Annotated in this window: 16 protein-coding genes, 1 CRISPR repeat array and 1 riboswitch; of the genes, 1 reads left to right on the forward strand and 15 read right to left on the reverse strand. The window is 31.8% G+C overall.

From position 1 onward, the window contains the following. Nucleotide 1: 1 nt before the first annotated feature. Genes JYK00_RS04535 through JYK00_RS04565 form a run of 7 tightly spaced genes read right to left on the reverse strand, consistent with a single transcriptional unit; the run spans nucleotide 2 to nucleotide 6293 of the window. Nucleotides 2-1159, reverse strand: a complete 1158-nt coding sequence (locus JYK00_RS04535; RefSeq protein WP_228288210.1) for an aspartate aminotransferase family protein — start codon at nucleotides 1157-1159, stop codon at nucleotides 2-4. Between the two features lie 4 nt (nucleotides 1160-1163). Further along, nucleotides 1164-2366: an aspartate kinase gene (locus JYK00_RS04540; RefSeq protein WP_207567497.1), complete on the reverse strand. Its 1203-nt coding sequence runs from the start codon at nucleotides 2364-2366 to the stop codon at nucleotides 1164-1166. A 4-nt stretch (nucleotides 2367-2370) separates the two neighbouring features. Continuing rightward, complete coding sequence (dapD, locus tag JYK00_RS04545; protein ID WP_207567498.1) at nucleotides 2371-3075, reverse strand: 2,3,4,5-tetrahydropyridine-2,6-dicarboxylate N-acetyltransferase; 705 nt, start codon at nucleotides 3073-3075, stop codon at nucleotides 2371-2373. Nucleotides 3076-3078: 3 nt separating this feature from the next. Continuing rightward, entirely contained in the window at nucleotides 3079-3726 is a 648-nt protein-coding gene (locus JYK00_RS04550) for a 4-hydroxy-tetrahydrodipicolinate reductase (RefSeq protein WP_207567499.1), read from the reverse strand. Then, nucleotides 3723-4607, reverse strand: a complete 885-nt coding sequence (gene dapA / locus JYK00_RS04555) for a 4-hydroxy-tetrahydrodipicolinate synthase (protein WP_207567500.1) — start codon at nucleotides 4605-4607, stop codon at nucleotides 3723-3725. The genes JYK00_RS04550 and dapA overlap by 4 nt, the downstream gene beginning before the upstream one ends. Then, nucleotides 4600-5328 carry a diaminopimelate epimerase gene (gene dapF / locus JYK00_RS04560; protein WP_207567501.1) on the reverse strand — a complete coding sequence of 243 codons (729 nt, stop codon included), beginning with the start codon at nucleotides 5326-5328 and terminating at the stop codon, nucleotides 4600-4602. The genes dapA and dapF overlap by 8 nt, the downstream gene beginning before the upstream one ends. Then, nucleotides 5325-6293, reverse strand: a complete 969-nt coding sequence (locus JYK00_RS04565; protein WP_207567502.1) for an aspartate-semialdehyde dehydrogenase — start codon at nucleotides 6291-6293, stop codon at nucleotides 5325-5327. Before JYK00_RS04565 ends, dapF begins: the two co-directional genes overlap by 4 nt. Before the next feature lie 78 nt (nucleotides 6294-6371). After that, nucleotides 6372-6548: riboswitch (Lysine riboswitch) on the reverse strand. 213 nt (nucleotides 6549-6761) lie between these two features. On the opposite strand from JYK00_RS04565, the gene JYK00_RS04570 reads away from it, so the two are divergent. Next, nucleotides 6762-8003 carry an SDR family NAD(P)-dependent oxidoreductase gene (locus JYK00_RS04570; protein ID WP_207567503.1) on the forward strand — a complete coding sequence of 414 codons (1242 nt, stop codon included), beginning with the start codon at nucleotides 6762-6764 and terminating at the stop codon, nucleotides 8001-8003. 299 nt (nucleotides 8004-8302) lie between these two features. Next, nucleotides 8303-9232: a CRISPR direct-repeat array (repeat unit 30 nt; unit sequence GTTTTCATTCCTTATAGGTAGAAGCTAAAC). Nucleotides 9233-9872: 640 nt separating this feature from the next. Here JYK00_RS04570 and cas6 read toward each other — a convergent pair. The 8 genes from cas6 to csx1 are packed head-to-tail and all read right to left on the reverse strand — an operon-like array spanning nucleotide 9873 to nucleotide 18235. Beyond that, nucleotides 9873-10628: a CRISPR-associated endoribonuclease Cas6 gene (gene cas6, locus JYK00_RS04575; RefSeq protein WP_323128254.1), complete on the reverse strand. Its 756-nt coding sequence runs from the start codon at nucleotides 10626-10628 to the stop codon at nucleotides 9873-9875. Further along, nucleotides 10604-11224 (reverse strand): hypothetical protein, encoded by a 621-nt coding sequence (locus tag JYK00_RS04580; protein WP_207567505.1) that lies wholly within the window; start codon nucleotides 11222-11224, stop codon nucleotides 10604-10606. The genes cas6 and JYK00_RS04580 overlap by 25 nt, the downstream gene beginning before the upstream one ends. A gap of 9 nt (nucleotides 11225-11233) precedes the next feature. Beyond that, complete coding sequence (csm5, locus tag JYK00_RS04585; RefSeq protein ID WP_207567506.1) at nucleotides 11234-12274, reverse strand: type III-A CRISPR-associated RAMP protein Csm5; 1041 nt, start codon at nucleotides 12272-12274, stop codon at nucleotides 11234-11236. Beyond that, nucleotides 12271-13200, reverse strand: coding sequence for a type III-A CRISPR-associated RAMP protein Csm4 (gene csm4 / locus JYK00_RS04590; protein WP_207567507.1), 930 nt, complete (start codon nucleotides 13198-13200; stop codon nucleotides 12271-12273). The genes csm5 and csm4 overlap by 4 nt, the downstream gene beginning before the upstream one ends. Nucleotides 13201-13204: 4 nt before the next feature. Further along, nucleotides 13205-14029, reverse strand: a complete 825-nt coding sequence (csm3, locus tag JYK00_RS04595; RefSeq protein WP_207567508.1) for a type III-A CRISPR-associated RAMP protein Csm3 — start codon at nucleotides 14027-14029, stop codon at nucleotides 13205-13207. Nucleotides 14030-14045: 16 nt separating this feature from the next. Continuing rightward, on the reverse strand, nucleotides 14046-14510 hold the full coding sequence (gene csm2, locus JYK00_RS04600; RefSeq protein WP_207567509.1) for a type III-A CRISPR-associated protein Csm2: 465 nt from the start codon (nucleotides 14508-14510) through the stop codon (nucleotides 14046-14048). Continuing rightward, entirely contained in the window at nucleotides 14500-16797 is a 2298-nt protein-coding gene (gene cas10 / locus JYK00_RS04605; protein WP_323128249.1) for a type III-A CRISPR-associated protein Cas10/Csm1, read from the reverse strand. Before cas10 ends, csm2 begins: the two co-directional genes overlap by 11 nt. Before the next feature lie 55 nt (nucleotides 16798-16852). Beyond that, the gene (gene csx1, locus JYK00_RS04610; RefSeq protein WP_207567511.1) at nucleotides 16853-18235 is read right to left on the reverse strand and encodes a CRISPR-associated CARF protein Csx1; all 1383 of its coding nucleotides are present in this window, start codon (nucleotides 18233-18235) and stop codon (nucleotides 16853-16855) included.

An 18235-nucleotide genomic window follows, 5' to 3' on the forward strand; every position in this document is an offset into this window, starting at 1 on the left:
ATTATAAGTATAACATATTTAGAGTATCATCTAACTTACTTATTATTTCATCTATTTCTTCTTTTGTAATATTCAAAGGGGGTAATAATCTTACAATTTTTTCTTTTAAAACATTTATCAATAATCCATTATTCAAGGCGGTGAAAAGAAGTTTATTTGAATCAATGTTCTTTAATTCAAAAGCAGCCATTAATCCTTTTCCCCTAACATCTACTATGGAATTATATTTTTTCATAAGTTTTATGAGGGAATGTTTTAAATATTCGCCATTTTCTCTAACCTTTTTAAGAAGATCTGGTGTTATTCTATTCAGAATCACTTTACTTGCCGCAAGAGCCAATGGATTTGGAGCAAAAGTGGAACCGTGCTCTCCCGGACGGAAAACGTTAGAAAGATTTTCTAAAAATATAGTTGCAGAAAGTGGGAGTCCTCCGCCTAATGCTTTTGAAACAGTAATTATATCTGGTTTTAGATTGAAATGTTGAAATGAGTAAAATTTCCCTGTTCTCCCAATACCTGATTGTACTTCATCTGTAATAAGTAGAAAGTTATATTTTTCCTTAAGGTTCATTAGAACATTTGAAAATTCCTCAGATATAAGTTTTATTCCACCGCTTCCGTGGATGGTTTCCAGAAACACAGCAGCAACTTTTTCACCGTTGTTTTTGAAAAATTTTTCCAGATAATCCGAATCATTGAACGGGAGAAACATAATGTCTTTGAGAAGTGGTTCAAAAGGTTTTCTAATACCTGGAAAACCAGTTATAGACAATGCGCCTAAGGTTCGTCCATGAAAGTTTTCTTCAAAAGAGATAATTATTCCTTCTTTTACTTTTTTAATGGCTTTTAGAGCAGCTTCATTGGCTTCTGCTCCAGAGTTTCCAAAGTAAACTTTCCCGGGTGAATGAGTTTGCTGGACAAGAAATTGTGAAACAAATTCGGCATCCTCATCGAGAAAAAAATTTGAGACATGCAGAAATTTTTCCATTTTTTCTCTAATTGCTTTTTTAGTAAAAGAGTCTCCATGTCCGAAAGCAAGAACACCTATTCCTGAAAAAGTATCTATATATTTTCTACCTTCATCATCGTATATATATATACCTTTTGCTTTAGTTATTTTAATTGGCAGTCGATTATATGTATTTATAATAAAACTCACCATATCAGCCTCCAAGTTCAAATGTTTCCGCTATTTTTTTCAAGAGTTTTTTTGAAACATCGCTGGGAACAAGTACTGAGATTTTTATTTCCGAAGTAGTGACAAGTACAGGTTTAATGGAACTTTCAGCGAGTATGCCGAAAAATTTGCCAGCTACCCCCGGGCTTGATTTCATACCTACTCCGACTATCGAAAGTTTATCGTATATTCCGTCGAAAGAAATTTTTGTTTTTGGCAGCACATTTCTTAATGCATTTTCAATTATTTCTTTGTGATCTTCAAGTACAGTAAATGATAAATGGAACTTACCACCATAAGAAAACATAGAAATCATGTCGACATTTATGTTGAAATCTGCTAATTTTTTGAATATATTGGAAATCACCTGATTCTCTTCTGGAAGCTCGTAAAGTGTTATTTTCATTTGATTTTCTTCGATTGTCACACCTGTTACCACAGGTTCTTCAAGCCATTCAGGCAATCTATTTACCACCCAGGTTCCCTCCTCTTCGGTAAAAGATGAAGCACAATATAATGGGACGTCATATTTTTTGGCAATTTCCACTGCTCTTGAGTGTAATACCTTTGCGCCAAGAGATGAGAGTTCTAACATTTCATCATACGTGATATAAGATAGTTTGCGAGCATCCGGAAATATTTTTGGATCACACGTATAAATTCCTGAAACATCACTGAAAATTTCGCAATTGATTCCCAGTTTCGCAGCTATAGCGACAGCACTTGTATCTGACCCACCTCTTCCAAGTGTTGTTAAATCACCTTCCTCTGTAATTCCTTGAAAACCTGCCACGATAATGACAGGATATTTTTTTAGTTCGCTCAATATTTTTGTTGAATCTATATCTTTTATTCGAGCTTTTGTATGATCTTTAGTAGTGATAATATTGAGCTGATAAGCGGTAAATGATTTTGCAGGGATGTCCATTTCATTTAGTGTAATTGAGAGCAATGCTATAGAAATTTGTTCTCCTGTAGTGAGAAGCATATCCATTTCACGAGGATGGGGTTTAGAACTTATGTTTTTTGCCATATTAATAAGCTTGTCTGTGGTTTTTCCCATAGCAGATACAACAACAACTACTTTATCACCTTTTTCGATTCTTTTTCTTATTTTTTCAGCAACAATTTTTATCCTTTCCTCATTGGCAACAGATGAGCCTCCGTATTTTTGTACGACTATTGCCACTAAATCACCCTCTTAAATTTCTTAAACTTTCTACTATTTGAGTTTTTTGTTTGGTTCTTCTATCAACTTTTTTTATAATCTTTGCAGGTACACCTGCTGCAACACTATATTCCGGTACATTGTCAATAACAACGGCACCCGCCGCAATAACACTACCTTTTCCTACTCTGACACCTTCTAATATTACGGCGTTTGCTCCAATTAATACATCATCTTCGATAATAACAGGTGTTGCACTTGGAGGCTCAATTACTCCTGCTATTACAGCTCCTGCTCCTATATGGCAATTTCTACCTATTATTGCTCTTCCGCCGATTACTGCGTTCATGTCGATCATTGTTCCAGAACCAATTACTGCCCCTATATTAATTACTGCTCCCATCATAATGACAGCCCCATCACCTATTTCCACCATATCTCGAATAACTGCACCGGGTTCAATTCTGGCATTATATTTAGTTAAATCTGCAAGAGGAATGGCTGAATTTCTCATATTTATTTCTAATCTACTTTTCTCTATCTTATCTTTGAATTCTTCAAGTAGGGTCTTCACTGTGTCGTATTCACCAAATACTATTCCGAATTTTTCGTTTCCAAAAAACTCAACATTTTCAAAATTGATCTCATTTAGTTTTCCAACAAGATAAACTCGAACAGGGGTTCTTTTTTTTGAAGTTGCTATTAAGTTTATGATTTTTTCAGTATTCATAATTTATTCCTCCTTCAATACATCGCTAAATGTATAAAAACCACTTTTTCTGGTTAGTACCCATTCTGCCGCTTTTAACGCACCTAATGCGAAAGCTTTTCTTGAGATGGCTCTGTGAGAAATAGTTATTGTTTCCCCTTCATTTGCAAAAATTACAAGATGTTCTCCAGGAATACCTCCTATTCGTAAAGAATGTTTTTGGATTTCTCTTTTCAGTGCTTTTTCAAGTAAAATGGCTGTCCCGGAAGGTTTGTCTTTCTTTTGTGAATGATGGATTTCTACAAGTTCTACATCCCATTCTTCAAAGTTCTTTGAAAATTCAGCTAAAATTTTTGCTATTAAGTTTATTCCTATAGAAAAATTGTAAGATTGAACTACAGGTTGTTTTTTGCTAAAATCTTTCAGCGTTTTAAAATGATTTTTTGCTAAAGCTGTTGTACCAAGCACAAGAGGTACGTTATATTTTTCACACAATGATAACGTTAATTCCAGCGCCTCAGGTTGGGAAAAATCTACTATTACTTCCGGTCTATCTTTTTCTAATAAAACTTCTTTATCGACTAACAGAACAGGATTGTGTTTATGTTCTTTGAAAGTTTGAACAATTAAAGTTCCCATCCTTCCTTTATATCCAACTACTCCAAAATTCATATTACGTCACATCCTTTAAGAGTTTTTTTAAGGATATCAATAGTATTTTCAGAAGCAGGAACCAGAGGTAATCGTAATTCATTATCGATAAGTCCCATTAAAGACAACGCTGCTTTTACAGGAATAGGGTTAGTTTCTATAAATAAGTTTTTAAACAACGGTAAATATTTCATATGAATTTCTAAAGCTCTCTTAATATTTCCTTCTTTAATTTCATTGAACATCTTTACCATCGCGGCTGGTATTACGTTTGAAGCTACTGAAATAACCCCATCGCCGCCTGTACACAATAGTTGAAATGCGCTATCATCGTTTCCAGAATATACTTTGAAATTTTCTAGATTTTCTTTTAAAAGTTTAATATCTTCATTAATTTGATTGATGTTTGAATTTGCTTCTTTTAAAGCTTTTACATTTTTGCATTCTGAAGCTATCTGGTAAACTGTTTCAGGAAGTATGTTAACTCCCGTTCTCCCTGGAACGTTGTAAACGATAATATCTAAATCTGTGTGTTGGGAAATATATTTATAGTATTCATACAAACCTCTTTGAGTGGGTTTATTATAATACGGGGTTACTATTAGTAATCCATTAACTCCCATTTTTTCAGCATTTTTAACAAGTTCCATGGTGTGATTTAAACTATTTGTTCCAGCTCCGACTATAACATCAGCCTTTCCTTCACATATTTCTATAGCTTTTTCTATGAGCTTGATTCTTTCAAACATTTCTATATTTGGAGCTTCGCCTGTTGTTCCAAGAACTATTATTGCTTTTATTCCATTTTCTATTTGAAATTTTAGAAGGTTTTCATAGCTTTTCATGTCAAGTTCTCCATTTTTAAAAGGTGTTACAATAGCCGTTCCAATTCCTCTAAACATTTTCTACACCTCCCTCTAAAAAAATAGAATTTCCGGAAAAAGCCACGTAAAGTATCCCGCCTTTTGTTAATACTTCAATTTCGTTGGATTTCCATTTGTACAGGTGTTTTGTTACATACGCGCTTGCTGTAGCGCCAGTTCCGCAGGCGAGAGTTTCTTTTTCCACTCCTCTTTCAAATGTTCTGATTCTAATCTGGTCTGATTTCAAAATCTGAACAAAGTTTACGTTACTGTTGAGTTTTTTTCTAATGCTTTTTCCCAGATCATTTACGTCCACTTCATTCACGTTGTTGACAAAAACAACAAAATGCGGGACTCCTACTTTTAATGAAAAACCGGAAATCCCATCCACATTTTCTTGTTTGAATTCTGTTATTTCTGGCATCTTTATCTGAATACCACGGGGAGTAATTTTTCCTGTGATTTTTCCTGCGTGCGTTTCAAAACAGATTTCTTCCAGGTCTTTTTTGATATAATCAGTTTTTTTAACATAGGCTAAAAAAGTTCGAGCTCCATTTCCACAGAAGGCAGCTCTTTTACCATCTCTGTTAAAATAATCCATAAATAATCCTTTTTCAGTTAATTCCACAAAAATAACACCGTCTCTATCTTTAACATATTTTATTACAAAATCTGTTTTCTCATCATCAGTAAGTTTTGTGTTTTTTGTATCACAAATTATAAAAGAATTCCCAGTAGCAGTGTACTTTTCAATTTTCATAATATCCCCGCCATTGTCATTAATATCTTCACAGCATTTGTTGCAGCTCCTACCCTTATATTGTCAGCAACATTCCAGAAGGCAAATCTGCTATTATCTATTGTTCTAAGACGTGAAACATACACAAGATCGCTTCCGGCAACTTCTATAGGTGTTATTATTTCATCGGTTACAATTACATTTTCTGAGATTTTGAGTGTTTTTATGATGTTAGAGAGAGAGTCAAACTCTTTTTTAGTTTTTACAACTATGCTTTCCGAATGACCGTAATACACGGGAACTCTAACAGTTGTTGGATAGATTTGAATGGATTGGTCGTCTAAAATTTTTCTGGTTTCATTAATCATTTTATGTTCTTCTTCCGAAAATCCATCTTCATTGATTGTCCCCACTAATGGTATAACATTATATGCTATTTGTTTTGGAAATACATTATTGATTTTTTCACCACGAAATTGTTTTTCCATTTCAATAATTGCTTTATGACCCGCTCCTGAAACTGCCTGGTAAGTTGATACAAAAATTTCTTCTATTCCAAATTTTTCATGGATTTTATACAAAGAAAGTACCATTTGTATAGTTGAGCAGTTAGGGTTAGCAACGATACCTTTATAATTTTTAAGCAGGTAACCATTTATTTCAGGAACTATCAAAGGGATTTCTGGATTCATTCTAAAAGCAGACGAGTTATCTATAACTATATTTCCATGTTTTGCAGCAATTGGAGCGAAATGTTCCGATACAGAAGCTCCGGCAGAAAATAGAAGAAAGTCAAACTTTTCTTTCATAGCTTCCTCTGTTAATGTTTCTGTTTCTATTGGAATATCCTTGTAAGTGAGAATTCTACCTGTAGACTTTTTTGAAGTAAATAATCTTAATTCATCAATTTGAAGCTTGAAATCTTCCAGCACTTTTATCATTGCACGTCCAACTTCACCAGTTGCTCCTACAATACCTATTTTCACTCTACCACCTCCTGGTAATAAAAAAATCGCCTCCTGGAGAGGCGATCGTTGCGGTGATAATATAGTTGTAGATACTCCGCTCCGATCGGCTCTCCACGGAAAAATCCGTGACAGTGACACAGGTATTCCCTGTGCCCCCAGGCATGTAAGGTAGGGGAAACCTTACACCCTTCGGCGTCTTCGCCTTTCAGGCTTTCCCTATATCCCCCATTGATGGAAAGCCTTACTCATCTCAGACGCGCCTCCGATCGTTCATAAAGCAAATTATTAACTTTGGTTTAATTGTACACAAAATTCTATATTTATGTGTTACAAAAAAGTTAACAAACACGACGGAAGATGTGAGAAGTTTTAACATATGAATATTAATTGTTGCGACCAATTTTCGTGTGTATTTGTGTCGAGAGTTAAATATTATAAAATATGGTAAAATAAAGTATTAAAAATTGTTCAAGGAGAGATTATGAAATGCTAATAGAGAAATTAGGTTTAGATCGAAAAACTTTTACAGGTAAAACTGCTGTAGTAACAGGAGCTGGTCAGGGAATAGGAAAAGAATTAGCAAGGGCTCTTGCATGGCTTGGAGCAAGAGTTATTATTGCAGAAATAAACGAAAAAACAGGAGTGGAAACCGAAAAACAAATACGTTCTGAAGATGGGACAGTACTGTTTGTTCGAGCCGATGTGGGGGACAGGAAAAGTATTTACAACTTAAAGAAAATAGTCGCTAAAAAATTTGGTAAAGTTGATATATTGGTTAACAACGCGATTATATACCGACCTGGTTCTATACTTGAGCTTCCCATCGAAACATGGGATGAGGTCTACAGAGTTAACATTCGTGGAGCTGTAATGGGAATTAAAGCCTTCCTCCCGGATATGCTTCAGCAGGGACATGGTGTGATCGTAACTGTTACTTCCAGTGAAGGGATGCCGTACATGGCGTCATACTTTGCATCAAAAGCTGCTTTGAGATCCATAGGTCTTTCCCTTGCTCAGGAACTTAAAAACACTGGTGTGTACGCATTTGTCTTTGCCCCGGGAATGGTCGATACACCTGGTGGAAATGCGGCATTTGAGGCGTTAGCTCCAAAGTACGGAATGACATATCAGGAATTCGTAGCTATGAGTCCAAATCCAGGATTTGATGGTTTAATGCCGCCTGAGGCATGTGCAGCAGGTCTGGCATATCTTATCGCTTACGCCAACGAATACCATGGACAGGTTGTCGATCCTTTCCAGCCACTTATCAGGACAGGTATCTTAAAATTCTCATGTTCAGGAAAAAGAAGCGAAATCGATTCACAAGAATTGAAATTGATATTGGAACTTACCACAAAAGTTAAGAAAGTACTTGGGGATGTTGAAAGAGAAACTAACGAGCTTGATTTATTCAGGCGAATGTGGGTTAATCGAGCATTTCAGCAAAGAACAGGAATGAGCATAAAAAACTGGATTGAAAATATTGCAAAGCTGATTGAACAGCTCGAAAACTTGAAAAAAGAAACGGGTAAAGTTAATGAATTTCTTAACACCGTATCCTGGTTGAAACCTTATCTTGAAAGACTTGCGGAATATTTCAAGAAAAATAAGCAGGATGCACGAGGATATTTCAAAGATTCAGGAAAGCTTGAATACGCGCTAAAAATTCTCAATGAAAGGCAGGATATTGTACAGAAACTTATACTTGAACTGGAAAAAATCAGTTAAGCCACAAAAATTTCAGAACTCTGTACATGAAGACGGCATCAAGTCCTATCGCTGATTTATCAGGGGGCAATGCCCTCGGATCATGTATCATACATGGTTCAAATTCCGTTACTGGTAAATCCCACCACATCTGAGGTTTCTTATCAAAAACAACTCTGATATTTTTCGCGTATCTTCTTCTGTCTTCCCGGAAACAATAACATCTCTACATTTATTTTACCTGGATGTTGGAACAGGAATACCTGTTGGTATTTTTATCATTGCAAAATCCCTGGATAATCTGAATAGATGTAATTCAAAAATTCATTCCTTATAGGTAGAAGCTAAACATTTTATAAAGGATTTAGAAAAAAAGTGGAGCAAGTAAGCTCGTTTTCATTCCTTATAGGTAGAAGCTAAACCGAAATTTATGTTTAAAAAAATAATGATTATTATTGGTGTTTTCATTCCTTATAGGTAGAAGCTAAACCGTACGAACGAAAGCACTATTATTTTGTGGATGTTGTTTTCATGTTTTCATTCCTTATAGGTAGAAGCTAAACCGATAGTAGAAGAATAATGTTACCCCCCGCAGGCAAAAGTTTTCATTCCTTATAGGTAGAAGCTAAACCATACATAGTTTGCATTCTTAGTAATTAATCCATCTATGTTTTCATTCCTTATAGGTAGAAGCTAAACCTCTTTGAAAAGTGAATAGCCAGGAAACCCGAATAGGGGTTTTCATTCCTTATAGGTAGAAGCTAAACCTGAAATAATACAAGAATTGAAGGACTGGGGATGGCTTGTTTTCATTCCTTATAGGTAGAAGCTAAACCAGGCCCTTGATAGTAGAGGAGTAGTATGGAGGTGGTTTTGTTTTCATTCCTTATAGGTAGAAGCTAAACCGATATTATAAAAGAAGCTTTAGACAATGCACAAGCCAAATGTTTTCATTCCTTATAGGTAGAAGCTAAACAACAAATGAAGAGGTTATATAATGATTTAAAGAAGTTTGTTTTCATTCCTTATAGGTAGAAGCTAAACGTTCATACTGATAAGCTTGACTAAAAGCCGATATATGTTTTCATTCCTTATAGGTAGAAGCTAAACCCTCAATGTACGAACATAATACCATTGGCAGGTTCATACTGTTTTCATTCCTTATAGGTAGAAGCTAAACTTATGGATAAATTGGCGTTGTTTAAGGAATTTAAATCAGGGTTTTCATTCCTTATAGGTAGAAGCTAAACCCGTAAGAAATTATATAATATAAGGCTTTGCGAAAAGTTACATTCCGATTAGAAAGAAGTTAATTAAAAGTAAAGTCGTTTATTTATGCGCCTTTACATGCGTTTTTTGTCCCGATAAAATTGGCTGTTTTTCACCATTTTTCACTCGTTTACTTAAACTTTACAATGTTAAGAAAGCGTGGTTGTTTATTCACGCTGGTTTAGATATAAAATGTTAACGGATGGTGAACGAGGGTGATATAGAGATATTTTGTTAATTTTATTATTTAAGATTCCCCGCCCTTCGGATTCGGAATGACATGGAGAAGGGGGAGCCTCGCCAGTTATAAGATTCCTCGTCGCTGAGCTCCTCGGAATGACAGGGATGGGTTAAATTCCTCGTCACATACGCTCCTCGGAATGACGGGGGAGGGGGGTTCCTTGCCTTTTACGCTCCTTGGAATGTCAACCTTTTTTGTCATCCTGAGCGTAGCGAAGGATCTTGTTTTTTTACCAACCTTGTTAACTCTCGCCAACCTCGCTAACTTCGCTAAACTCGCCAATCTCGCTAACCTAAGCGTATGTAAGAGATCTTGTTTTTTACTAAATCTCTATAGCCTTGCTAAATACGCAATTTACATTAATAATAGAAAAACATATATTATTTTTTTATAGTTTCAATCAAGCCAAATCCTAATGAATTTTTAGCACCAAGTCCTGTTTCATAAGCTATTTTCAAAAGCATAGGATCACCATATAAATCAAACGCAGTCATCCACCCTGTTATTTTAAATCCTTTGTATATAACTTGAACTTTTTTTGGTTTTTTTCCTGCATGAATTACTGAAATTCTACCCTCAGGTAGTTTTGAATGTATTGTTTGATATTTTTTAATCAAATTCTTCTCCAATAACTCCTGGAACTTTTTATCATCTGGATGATAAAACAAAGTCTTTTTCCTTCCAAAATTATCTAAATATGTTGAGTATACAGTTACCGGTGATCTGGTAACTACTTTTAATTCATCAGCTGGCTCGAAATTTTTTGCTATAACAGTATCTATTTGTAATATATTCCTTCCTAATCTTATTTCTCCAAATTTCAATAAAGTTTGCATTAAATAATTGCAGAAATTATCGTCCATGGAAGATATTATCAACTTTACTTTGTTAAAAAACATTATACTATTTTTTTCTTTATTTATTTCAAAATTTCCTAAAAGTCGAGAAAATGTGTATAATTTAAATTTTCTTTTTTCAAAAGCAAATCCCTCATCGTGAATAAATTTTCTATATTCGTCACTATTTATTAGATTCAAAATAGCAGCTTGTAACATATGGTTGTAATCAATGGGAAGTTCAACAGTATCAAGGGAGAAATTAACGTATAACCTCAGAAAAATCCCTCCATAATATATCTATTATTTTTTCTAAAATCTTGATTACCCATAATATAACCTGAAAAACCTGAATCACTGTCTAAACCTAATATATTTGCCAAATAAATTAATTCAGATGATCCATATAAATAAATTTTTTTAAATTTTTCTTTCTTTGATTCTCTAAAAATAATTAAAAAAGAATTGTTATCTGGTTCTTTATTGAAAATTCTTCTATATTTTTCAATAAGTTTTTTCCTTATTGATTCGCTCATAATTATTTGATTTCCACTATACTGTTTCACTTGTGAAATTAAGTATCCTTCATAAAATTGCTCGATTTTTTTAACGAAAACATTTTGTGGCCTTTCTTTACCAAAAAAGTTATAATTCAACAATCTAGGAATAGTAGACGATAATTTTTCACAATATAAAGTTTTAATTGAAATGAAAGACTTTCCTAATATATAGCACCCATTCTCGGAACGAAATTTCTTTTTAGCAAAAAAACCAAAAAAGTTGTAATATTCAAATCCTATCTTATCAAAAGTAAATTTTAAATTTTGTAATCTTCTAGAGTCTAACAAAAATGGGAATTTGAAATAAAATTCAATATTTATATTCACGCCAAACATAATTGCTCCTTAATTTAAAGTAATTTTAGCCCAACCTAAAGGAATCCAATAATTTCCCTCTTTTATTACTCTTCTAGTTTTAGGAAAAAGCTTAACACTAATTTTCCTCCCTCTATTTCCTAAAATTTTTTTCAAATTCCCTATACTTTTAGAATCCATACTTTTCACAAGTGTTTTAGAATAAAAACCTGTTGAAGCACCCAACTGTACTAAAAATTGATTTTCAGACAATTTTATTGAGCTTAAATATTTGTAAAACTTAAGTAAAGGTAAAACTTTATAACGTTCCAAGATACTTAATTCATGATCAACATAATCTTCATATCCTTTTTTTAATCTTTCGACGAAGTTATCAAGTATTTCTGAATTTTTTATAAAATTACTATTCATAAATCTATAATCTATTACAATTTCTCCACGTAGTTTTATACCTTTATCCAAAACTTCATAGTACAAAGGGATAGATTTCTTATTTTCATTCAACTTTACAACTTCTATCATCTTAACCTTTAGATTTTTAACATCAATTGTTTCACTATCAAAAATTTTTAACATCCTAAAAGGTGATTCATTAGGAGTTCCAAATAACTCTCTATCAACAGTATCATCAAAAAATTTTGATTTTCCATATGAAGTTTTGAATAATTTCACAGAATATTTTTCTGTATACTTTGTACCTTTAATCAAAAAAGTCCTTATAGCTCCTTTTAAAGAAGAACCTGGTATGTAAGGCCTCCCAGCCGTTTTTACAAATTCATTTATTCTAAGGTTTCTTGGCAAATATCCTTTCAAACTATGTTTTATGTATTTTGAATAATCCACATTAAAAAACCTTAATACTTTTTTTATTTCTTCAGAACTTTCTAATATTTCTGGATATTCAATTAAATAATTAAGGAAATTTTCTTCTTGAGACATTAACTTCTGAAAATCTAAAACATATGCACTATTCCCATCTTTAATTACTTCGAAACTCTGAATAACTTCTCCTGAACAAATTGCCAATGGGGTAATTATTTCAAGTTCATACTTATATTTTTTTATTTTCATATTGTGCCTCCTTTATTAATTGGGATTAAATAGGCACGGCCAAATTTTAATACCTTATGTTTAAATAAATCCGGAGTTGTATCTAAAATTTTTCCAACTATTCTTCCTTCCAAAACACTTCCTTCTTCAAAGAATCTTATTAAAGGCTGTCTTTTGGTAGAATCGTAAAGTGAATAAATAAATCCAGTTTTTTCTGCTAATTTATAATACTTAAACTTCGAAACTTCTTCCGAATTTTTTGGAAAGCACAAAGAAAGTAACAAATAATTTGAATCATCTTTTTGTTCAAATTTTATTTCCTCCAATTCAAAATCAAAATTTCCCAGTCCATAGGTTCTTTCGCCCCCTAATCCCTCATCACTTAACAACTTTAATGATGCTAGTATTTCTTTCTCCAAAGATTCATCAACATCAAGTACAAACCAAAGTCCCGCATTTTCTTTAAACCTAACAGAAGAAAAATAATAAATATTGGTTTCATTAGTGATTCTGTCAACTGCTATCCGAGGCCTTTCTTCAATGTTGAAAGGAAAAATAACCTCATCATCTGAAGCAAATATTCCATCAACAATTAATTTGTCATATTTTCCTATTAAAATTTCCTCACTAACGTACTTAACTTTTTTTAATTTTTTAAAATCATAACCTTGACCTTTTACAAACCTATAACCCAGAGGTTTTGGATAAAAATACTTACCGTCTATATAATAAAAAGCAGAAGATAACGAAAAAACTTCAGGGTTTTTCAATAATTTATTTACAAATTTCTCAGTTTTTTCCTTACCATATAACAAATTATATGCATTAGTTATTCCAGAAAACAAAGTATCTGAATGAATAATAGAATCTGTTAAATTGTAAACTCCCTCTTTAATCCCTATATGAAAAGGAGATTTAAATTTTAATTTCACCCTATAACTTTTCATATTATCATTCCCCACTTAATAATTTATTTTCTAATTCCTCCCAATTAACCTCTTCAAGATTAACTTCCACACATTTTTCACCAATTTTTGGATTTTCATAAAAGTTTTTATTCCTGAACTTTATCTTTACATCTTTAAACTTTATCTTTCCATATCCCCTTGAACCACTACCACCTAAATAATCATCCTCAAGTAGCATCATTGCCCTTAAAAACTCTTTTAAATATTTAATTCCATCCCCTTCATATACATTAATCACAAATTCAGATGAAAATCTTGCACCAGCTGGAACTCTTTCGGTTTTCCTTGGATGTGCAATTGCTGTAATTCTATCCAGATTATTTTCATTTTTAACTTCTGTATATTTAGTTTCCAAATACTCCATCATTTCAGGTGTAATACTATCTTCAATTAGCAAAGAATCCCTTACAATTAATCTTGTTGGCATTAAGTTTTTAAATTCTTCTTCTTTTTTTTCTTTGTCACTAACAAATTTATGTTTTCCGTGGTTTCGTCCAAACAAATTGCATACTGGACAATCCTCTTCATCGCACATATGAATTTTTATACTTTGGCTTTCACTATCTTTTTTTACTGTGTAAACTAACAAATCAGGTTTTATCTTCTCATGATAATATTCCATCAAAGTTCTTAATTTCCCCTTTAAACTTGAACCAGGAATATACGGTCTTCCCAATGAATCTTTAATTACAGGATTATCTATACCACCAATTTCCATATTATTTTCTTCTGTGCCAATATGTAAACCTGTTTCTAATTCGATCTCACTCTCAATTATAAATTTTCCAACAAACTTTATCTCTTTCATATTTTTACCCCCTTTATTATTCTTTCCCACCATAATATTTATGATAAGCTATAAGAGCTTCGAAAAAATCTTTAAATCTTTTAAAAGCTTCCTCATCTTTTTCAGATACTTTCAATACAAGAGTTTTTATTGAATCTACAAATTCCTTATTGCTAAACCCCTTCTTTTTAATGCTATACAAGAATACAGCCATAAATCTTTTTAATTCATATTTGTAATTTTCTGTGCTAATTCGTTTTACAAAACTAAAATATTTTCTTAATTGTGTAGAAGATAGTTCTTTTTTTTCATTTTCTTTTTTATCTTTCTTTGATTTTTCACCATTTTTAGAGTCCTTTTTTGGCGCGATTAGCTTTGCCAAGCTTTTAGAATATTCAAACAAAAGTTGACCATCTGGATCTTTTTTGTCATCTAAAATTTTATCTGCAAGTTCTTCATTAATTATAAATCTGTCGTTTTGTTTAACATATTCACCATTCATAATATCCCTCCTTTGTTTCGTATTCAACCCATAAAGTTACAGAACCTAATTTTTCATATAACCTATTTCCATTTCTCAAAAATGTGTTACTGTGTATAAGATTATCAATTGATTCTTTTGCATTTTTATATCTTTCCTTTAATCTCGTTAAATAATAAAATAGTCTCCATACTTTGAATATATCTTTTGATTTTTTTGAATCTTCATACATTTTTCTCAAAACAAAGAGAATCGATTTTGTAACCTTTTTATCTGTAACAATATCAAATAACATTTCTTTCATATTCTTGTATTCTTCAAACTCTTCCCAACCTATAACATCCCCTAAGAAATATAACGCACTTTTTTCCAGATCCTTTCTTTTATACTCTTTGGCTTTATCTAAATAATCACCTGCAGAACTGGCAACCCTATACACCGGAAATTTCTTTGCGGGGGCAATATCTATTGCCATTGAAATAGATAGATCTGGATTTTTTCCACAATATCTTTTAAAACTCATATTTAGATCTTCAGCTAATGGAATTAACTCACTCCAAGGGCCAAGAATAAAAAAGTCATCCCCTCCTGAATAAATAACACTTGAATGCTTATATTTTTGAGAGACAATATCTTCAAGAAATTTACCAAAAAATTCTTCCAGCTCTGAGGATAAAGTTGCAATTTTTGAAATTGGAGCTTTTTCACCTAAACCCTTATGAAAAATTGTTCCCAGATTATCAACATCTCCCCTTAACACCCCCCATCTTTTTAAACCTTTTGAACTACTAGCTATGGTTTCTAAATCAGAAACATTATTATTTTCCAATTTACATACATAATTCGCAGTCTTTAAATAATATTTAGCTGTTTTTAAATTTATTTCTCCAACTTTTTCAATTAAGTATGCATCTTTTGAAGCATTTTTAGGAAATTCTATATCATATCCGAATTTATTAAATACTTTTCTGTACGAATCAATTTGTTCTATTTTTGAATTGAATGTTTTAAACCTTAAATATTTGCTCTTAGATAATTCTTGACCTAGTTCAGCGAATGATTCACAAAAACTACAAATTCCAGCCTCATTAGTATCCCTTCTACAATACGGACATGAAAATTCATTTAATTTTTTAAATTTTTCATTAAATATTTTCTCAATGATAGTATCATAATTTCTATTTTTCCTTTTTTCTAATTCTTCAGAGACTTTTTGAAAAATTTCACCAGTTAATTCATTTAATCCTAACTTAACCCCCCCAAGATGCACTGACAATTCAAGCCCATGCGCCTCATACATGACTCTATCAATATATTCTTGATACTTTCTTAAATTATTGATTGTCTTTGCTGGAACAATTAAATAAAAATGACCTCCACCATTAAATAATATGTTTGAAATGGTTAAACCTTCTTTTTCTACTATATATCTTGCGATTATTTCCATTAAATACGAAACATAGAAAGATCTTCCCCTTAATTTCTTTACCGCACCTTCTTGAGAAATGTTATAAATGAAATTTTGTATACCTGAAATATCTCCTTTTACAAACCCCAAAACCTTTTCATCATTTAAATCATTAACCAAATACTGCTCAAGGAGATCTAATGGTTTTTCATTGTTATTTTTTAAATCTTCTTCAAACTGCTTGAACAGACCCACCGCAATAGCTGCCGTAGTAGTTAAATGTGAAAACAAGGAAATATCAGGTTTTGAATAATAAAATGCTGATGGAATATTGGAAGTATATTCTTTCAAAATATAATACATGCGTTCAAAATCATCTTCATTAACAATTAATTGTGAAAACTCTTCCCATAACTTTCTATATGAATTTTCCACATTTTCTTCTTCATTCTCGATTAAATCAGTAAATTTTGATAATTTTGTTATTTTTTTATATTTTGGATTAGAGGAATTTCTTTTTAATTTTACTTCTGAAAGTATGGAAACCATATTTTTTATTTTTTCTTCATTTTCAATATCTTCTCTCTCGGATGACGAAACTCTATCTGCTATTCTAATTAATCTTGACAAAATATTATTAGGTTTGTGATGATTTAAGATAGCAGCTTCTACCTCATCTTTAAAAGGCAAATTAGAATTTTTATAAAAATACGCCCCCCATTCTTGATGCCTGGGAGAAAATGCGTTATCTTGTTTGATAAAATATTCATATTCTTTTAATATTTCTTTTTTTATTTTTGAGTTCTTTGTTCTCTGATAAAATTTTCCTATATCATGAAAAATTCCTGCTAAAAATATTGTTTCTGTCGATAGAATACCCATATTTTCACCCCTTACCATTATTTACATATCTAATTAAGTTCGATGTTTATATAAATTCTCAGCAACATCTCTTCTAACGTGCTAAACCAAGTATTTTCTTAACATCTGGGATTATAAAAACTTCAGAGTTTTCCTTTAATATTTTGAATGTTTTACTGGACATACCTGAATGAGCAAGGAAATTTCTTTTCTCGTCAAAATCAGAGTTTTTAACTTTTGTATTTTCTGTTTTGTTAAAACCCTCAGTATTTTTACCTTGAGCAAGCATTTTTATTTTGTTATAATCATATATCATCTCTTCTCCATCTTTTATATAAGGAAAGTTTTTTTCAAGCTCTTTAATCTCTTTATTTAAAAAAGAAGAAACCTGTGATTTACCTAAATTATCTTTGATTTTCCAGATGAAATTAATCATTTCCTTCAACTTACTAAATAGAATTTTTTCGGTTTCAATTTTTCCAAACAGTTCTTCAAAGTGCTCCATAAACAATTGAGAGAATATTATATCTTTTAACCCACTGGATAATTCTAATTTTCTAAGAACTTCACACACTTCCTCATTATTTTTTACCTCAATGAATTCTCTAAATAGGTTTATAATTTGATCAATAAATCCTTTATACTTTATTTTCTTATGAACGATGATAAACAGAAGTGGGAGACCGTAATAAATTGATTTTAGAAAAAGATGTGAATTTTCGAGGGTATTTCTAACTGCTTCTTTTCTCGTTTCTATGATTTCACCAAGCTTTGAAAAAACTCTTTTATTAACTTCAATTTTCATTTCTTTTGGAAGTTTACTATATGGATTTGAAACCCTTTTTTTAACTTCAGATTCAAAAATGACGTTTTGCACTATGTCTTTTTCTTCGATAATGTGAATATTTGGTGTATTTGTAGAAAACACAGGTTCTGAATTTACTACAACAAGTTTCACAGGTTTAAAATATGCTATTACTCCAAGTATTTCATTTAGTGCTCTATATAAAATATTTGATTGATAATTAATGCCCAGGCTAATATCAAAAATGACTTTCAATTCTTTCGATTTTATAATTTCTTTTGAAGTGAATATCTTATACATTTCATATAATGCTAAAAAATACGCGTCTGTCACATTTCCCATAAAATGACAATTTTGATAAACTCCTACTCCTGGAATTATGTGAACATCAACATCTTGAGCATTTACTTTTTTATCCGTCTTTTCATTTGCTTTTTTGAGAAAATATTCTTTATATTCCTTCTTTAATTCCTTGCACATTTCGCCATAATCATTATTTATTTTGGAAAGAGTGTCCAATAAGAAAATACTTGTTAAACTGATATCAAAAAAATCTATCAATAATTTCTGCAGAAAATGTCCATTTTTTTCTTTATCATCATGATGTATAGTGTAAACAATGTCTTCTTTATACTGCCTTATATTTCCCAGAGAACAAATTAATATGTTCAC

Source organism: Thermosipho ferrireducens, assembly GCF_017358165.1.
In the GTDB taxonomy this organism is placed as follows: domain Bacteria; phylum Thermotogota; class Thermotogae; order Thermotogales; family Fervidobacteriaceae; genus Thermosipho_B; species Thermosipho_B ferrireducens.

Coding starts and splice junctions, on each gene's coding strand:
- JYK00_RS04570 (WP_207567503.1), top strand. CDS start 6,762: ATGCTAATAGAGAAATTAGGTTTAGATCGAAAAACTTTTACAGGTAAA.
- dapA (WP_207567500.1), bottom strand. CDS start 4,607: ATGTTTAGAGGAATTGGAACGGCTATTGTAACACCTTTTAAAAATGGA.
- dapF (WP_207567501.1), bottom strand. CDS start 5,328: ATGAAAATTGAAAAGTACACTGCTACTGGGAATTCTTTTATAATTTGT.
- csm3 (WP_207567508.1), bottom strand. CDS start 14,029: ATGAAAGAGATAAAGTTTGTTGGAAAATTTATAATTGAGAGTGAGATC.
- cas10 (WP_323128249.1), bottom strand. CDS start 16,797: ATGGTAAGGGGTGAAAATATGGGTATTCTATCGACAGAAACAATATTT.
- JYK00_RS04580 (WP_207567505.1), bottom strand. CDS start 11,224: ATGTTTGGCGTGAATATAAATATTGAATTTTATTTCAAATTCCCATTT.
- JYK00_RS04550 (WP_207567499.1), bottom strand. CDS start 3,726: ATGAATTTTGGAGTAGTTGGATATAAAGGAAGGATGGGAACTTTAATT.
- csm2 (WP_207567509.1), bottom strand. CDS start 14,510: ATGAATGGTGAATATGTTAAACAAAACGACAGATTTATAATTAATGAA.
- dapD (WP_207567498.1), bottom strand. CDS start 3,075: ATGAATACTGAAAAAATCATAAACTTAATAGCAACTTCAAAAAAAAGA.
- csm4 (WP_207567507.1), bottom strand. CDS start 13,200: ATGAAAAGTTATAGGGTGAAATTAAAATTTAAATCTCCTTTTCATATA.
- csm5 (WP_207567506.1), bottom strand. CDS start 12,274: ATGAAAATAAAAAAATATAAGTATGAACTTGAAATAATTACCCCATTG.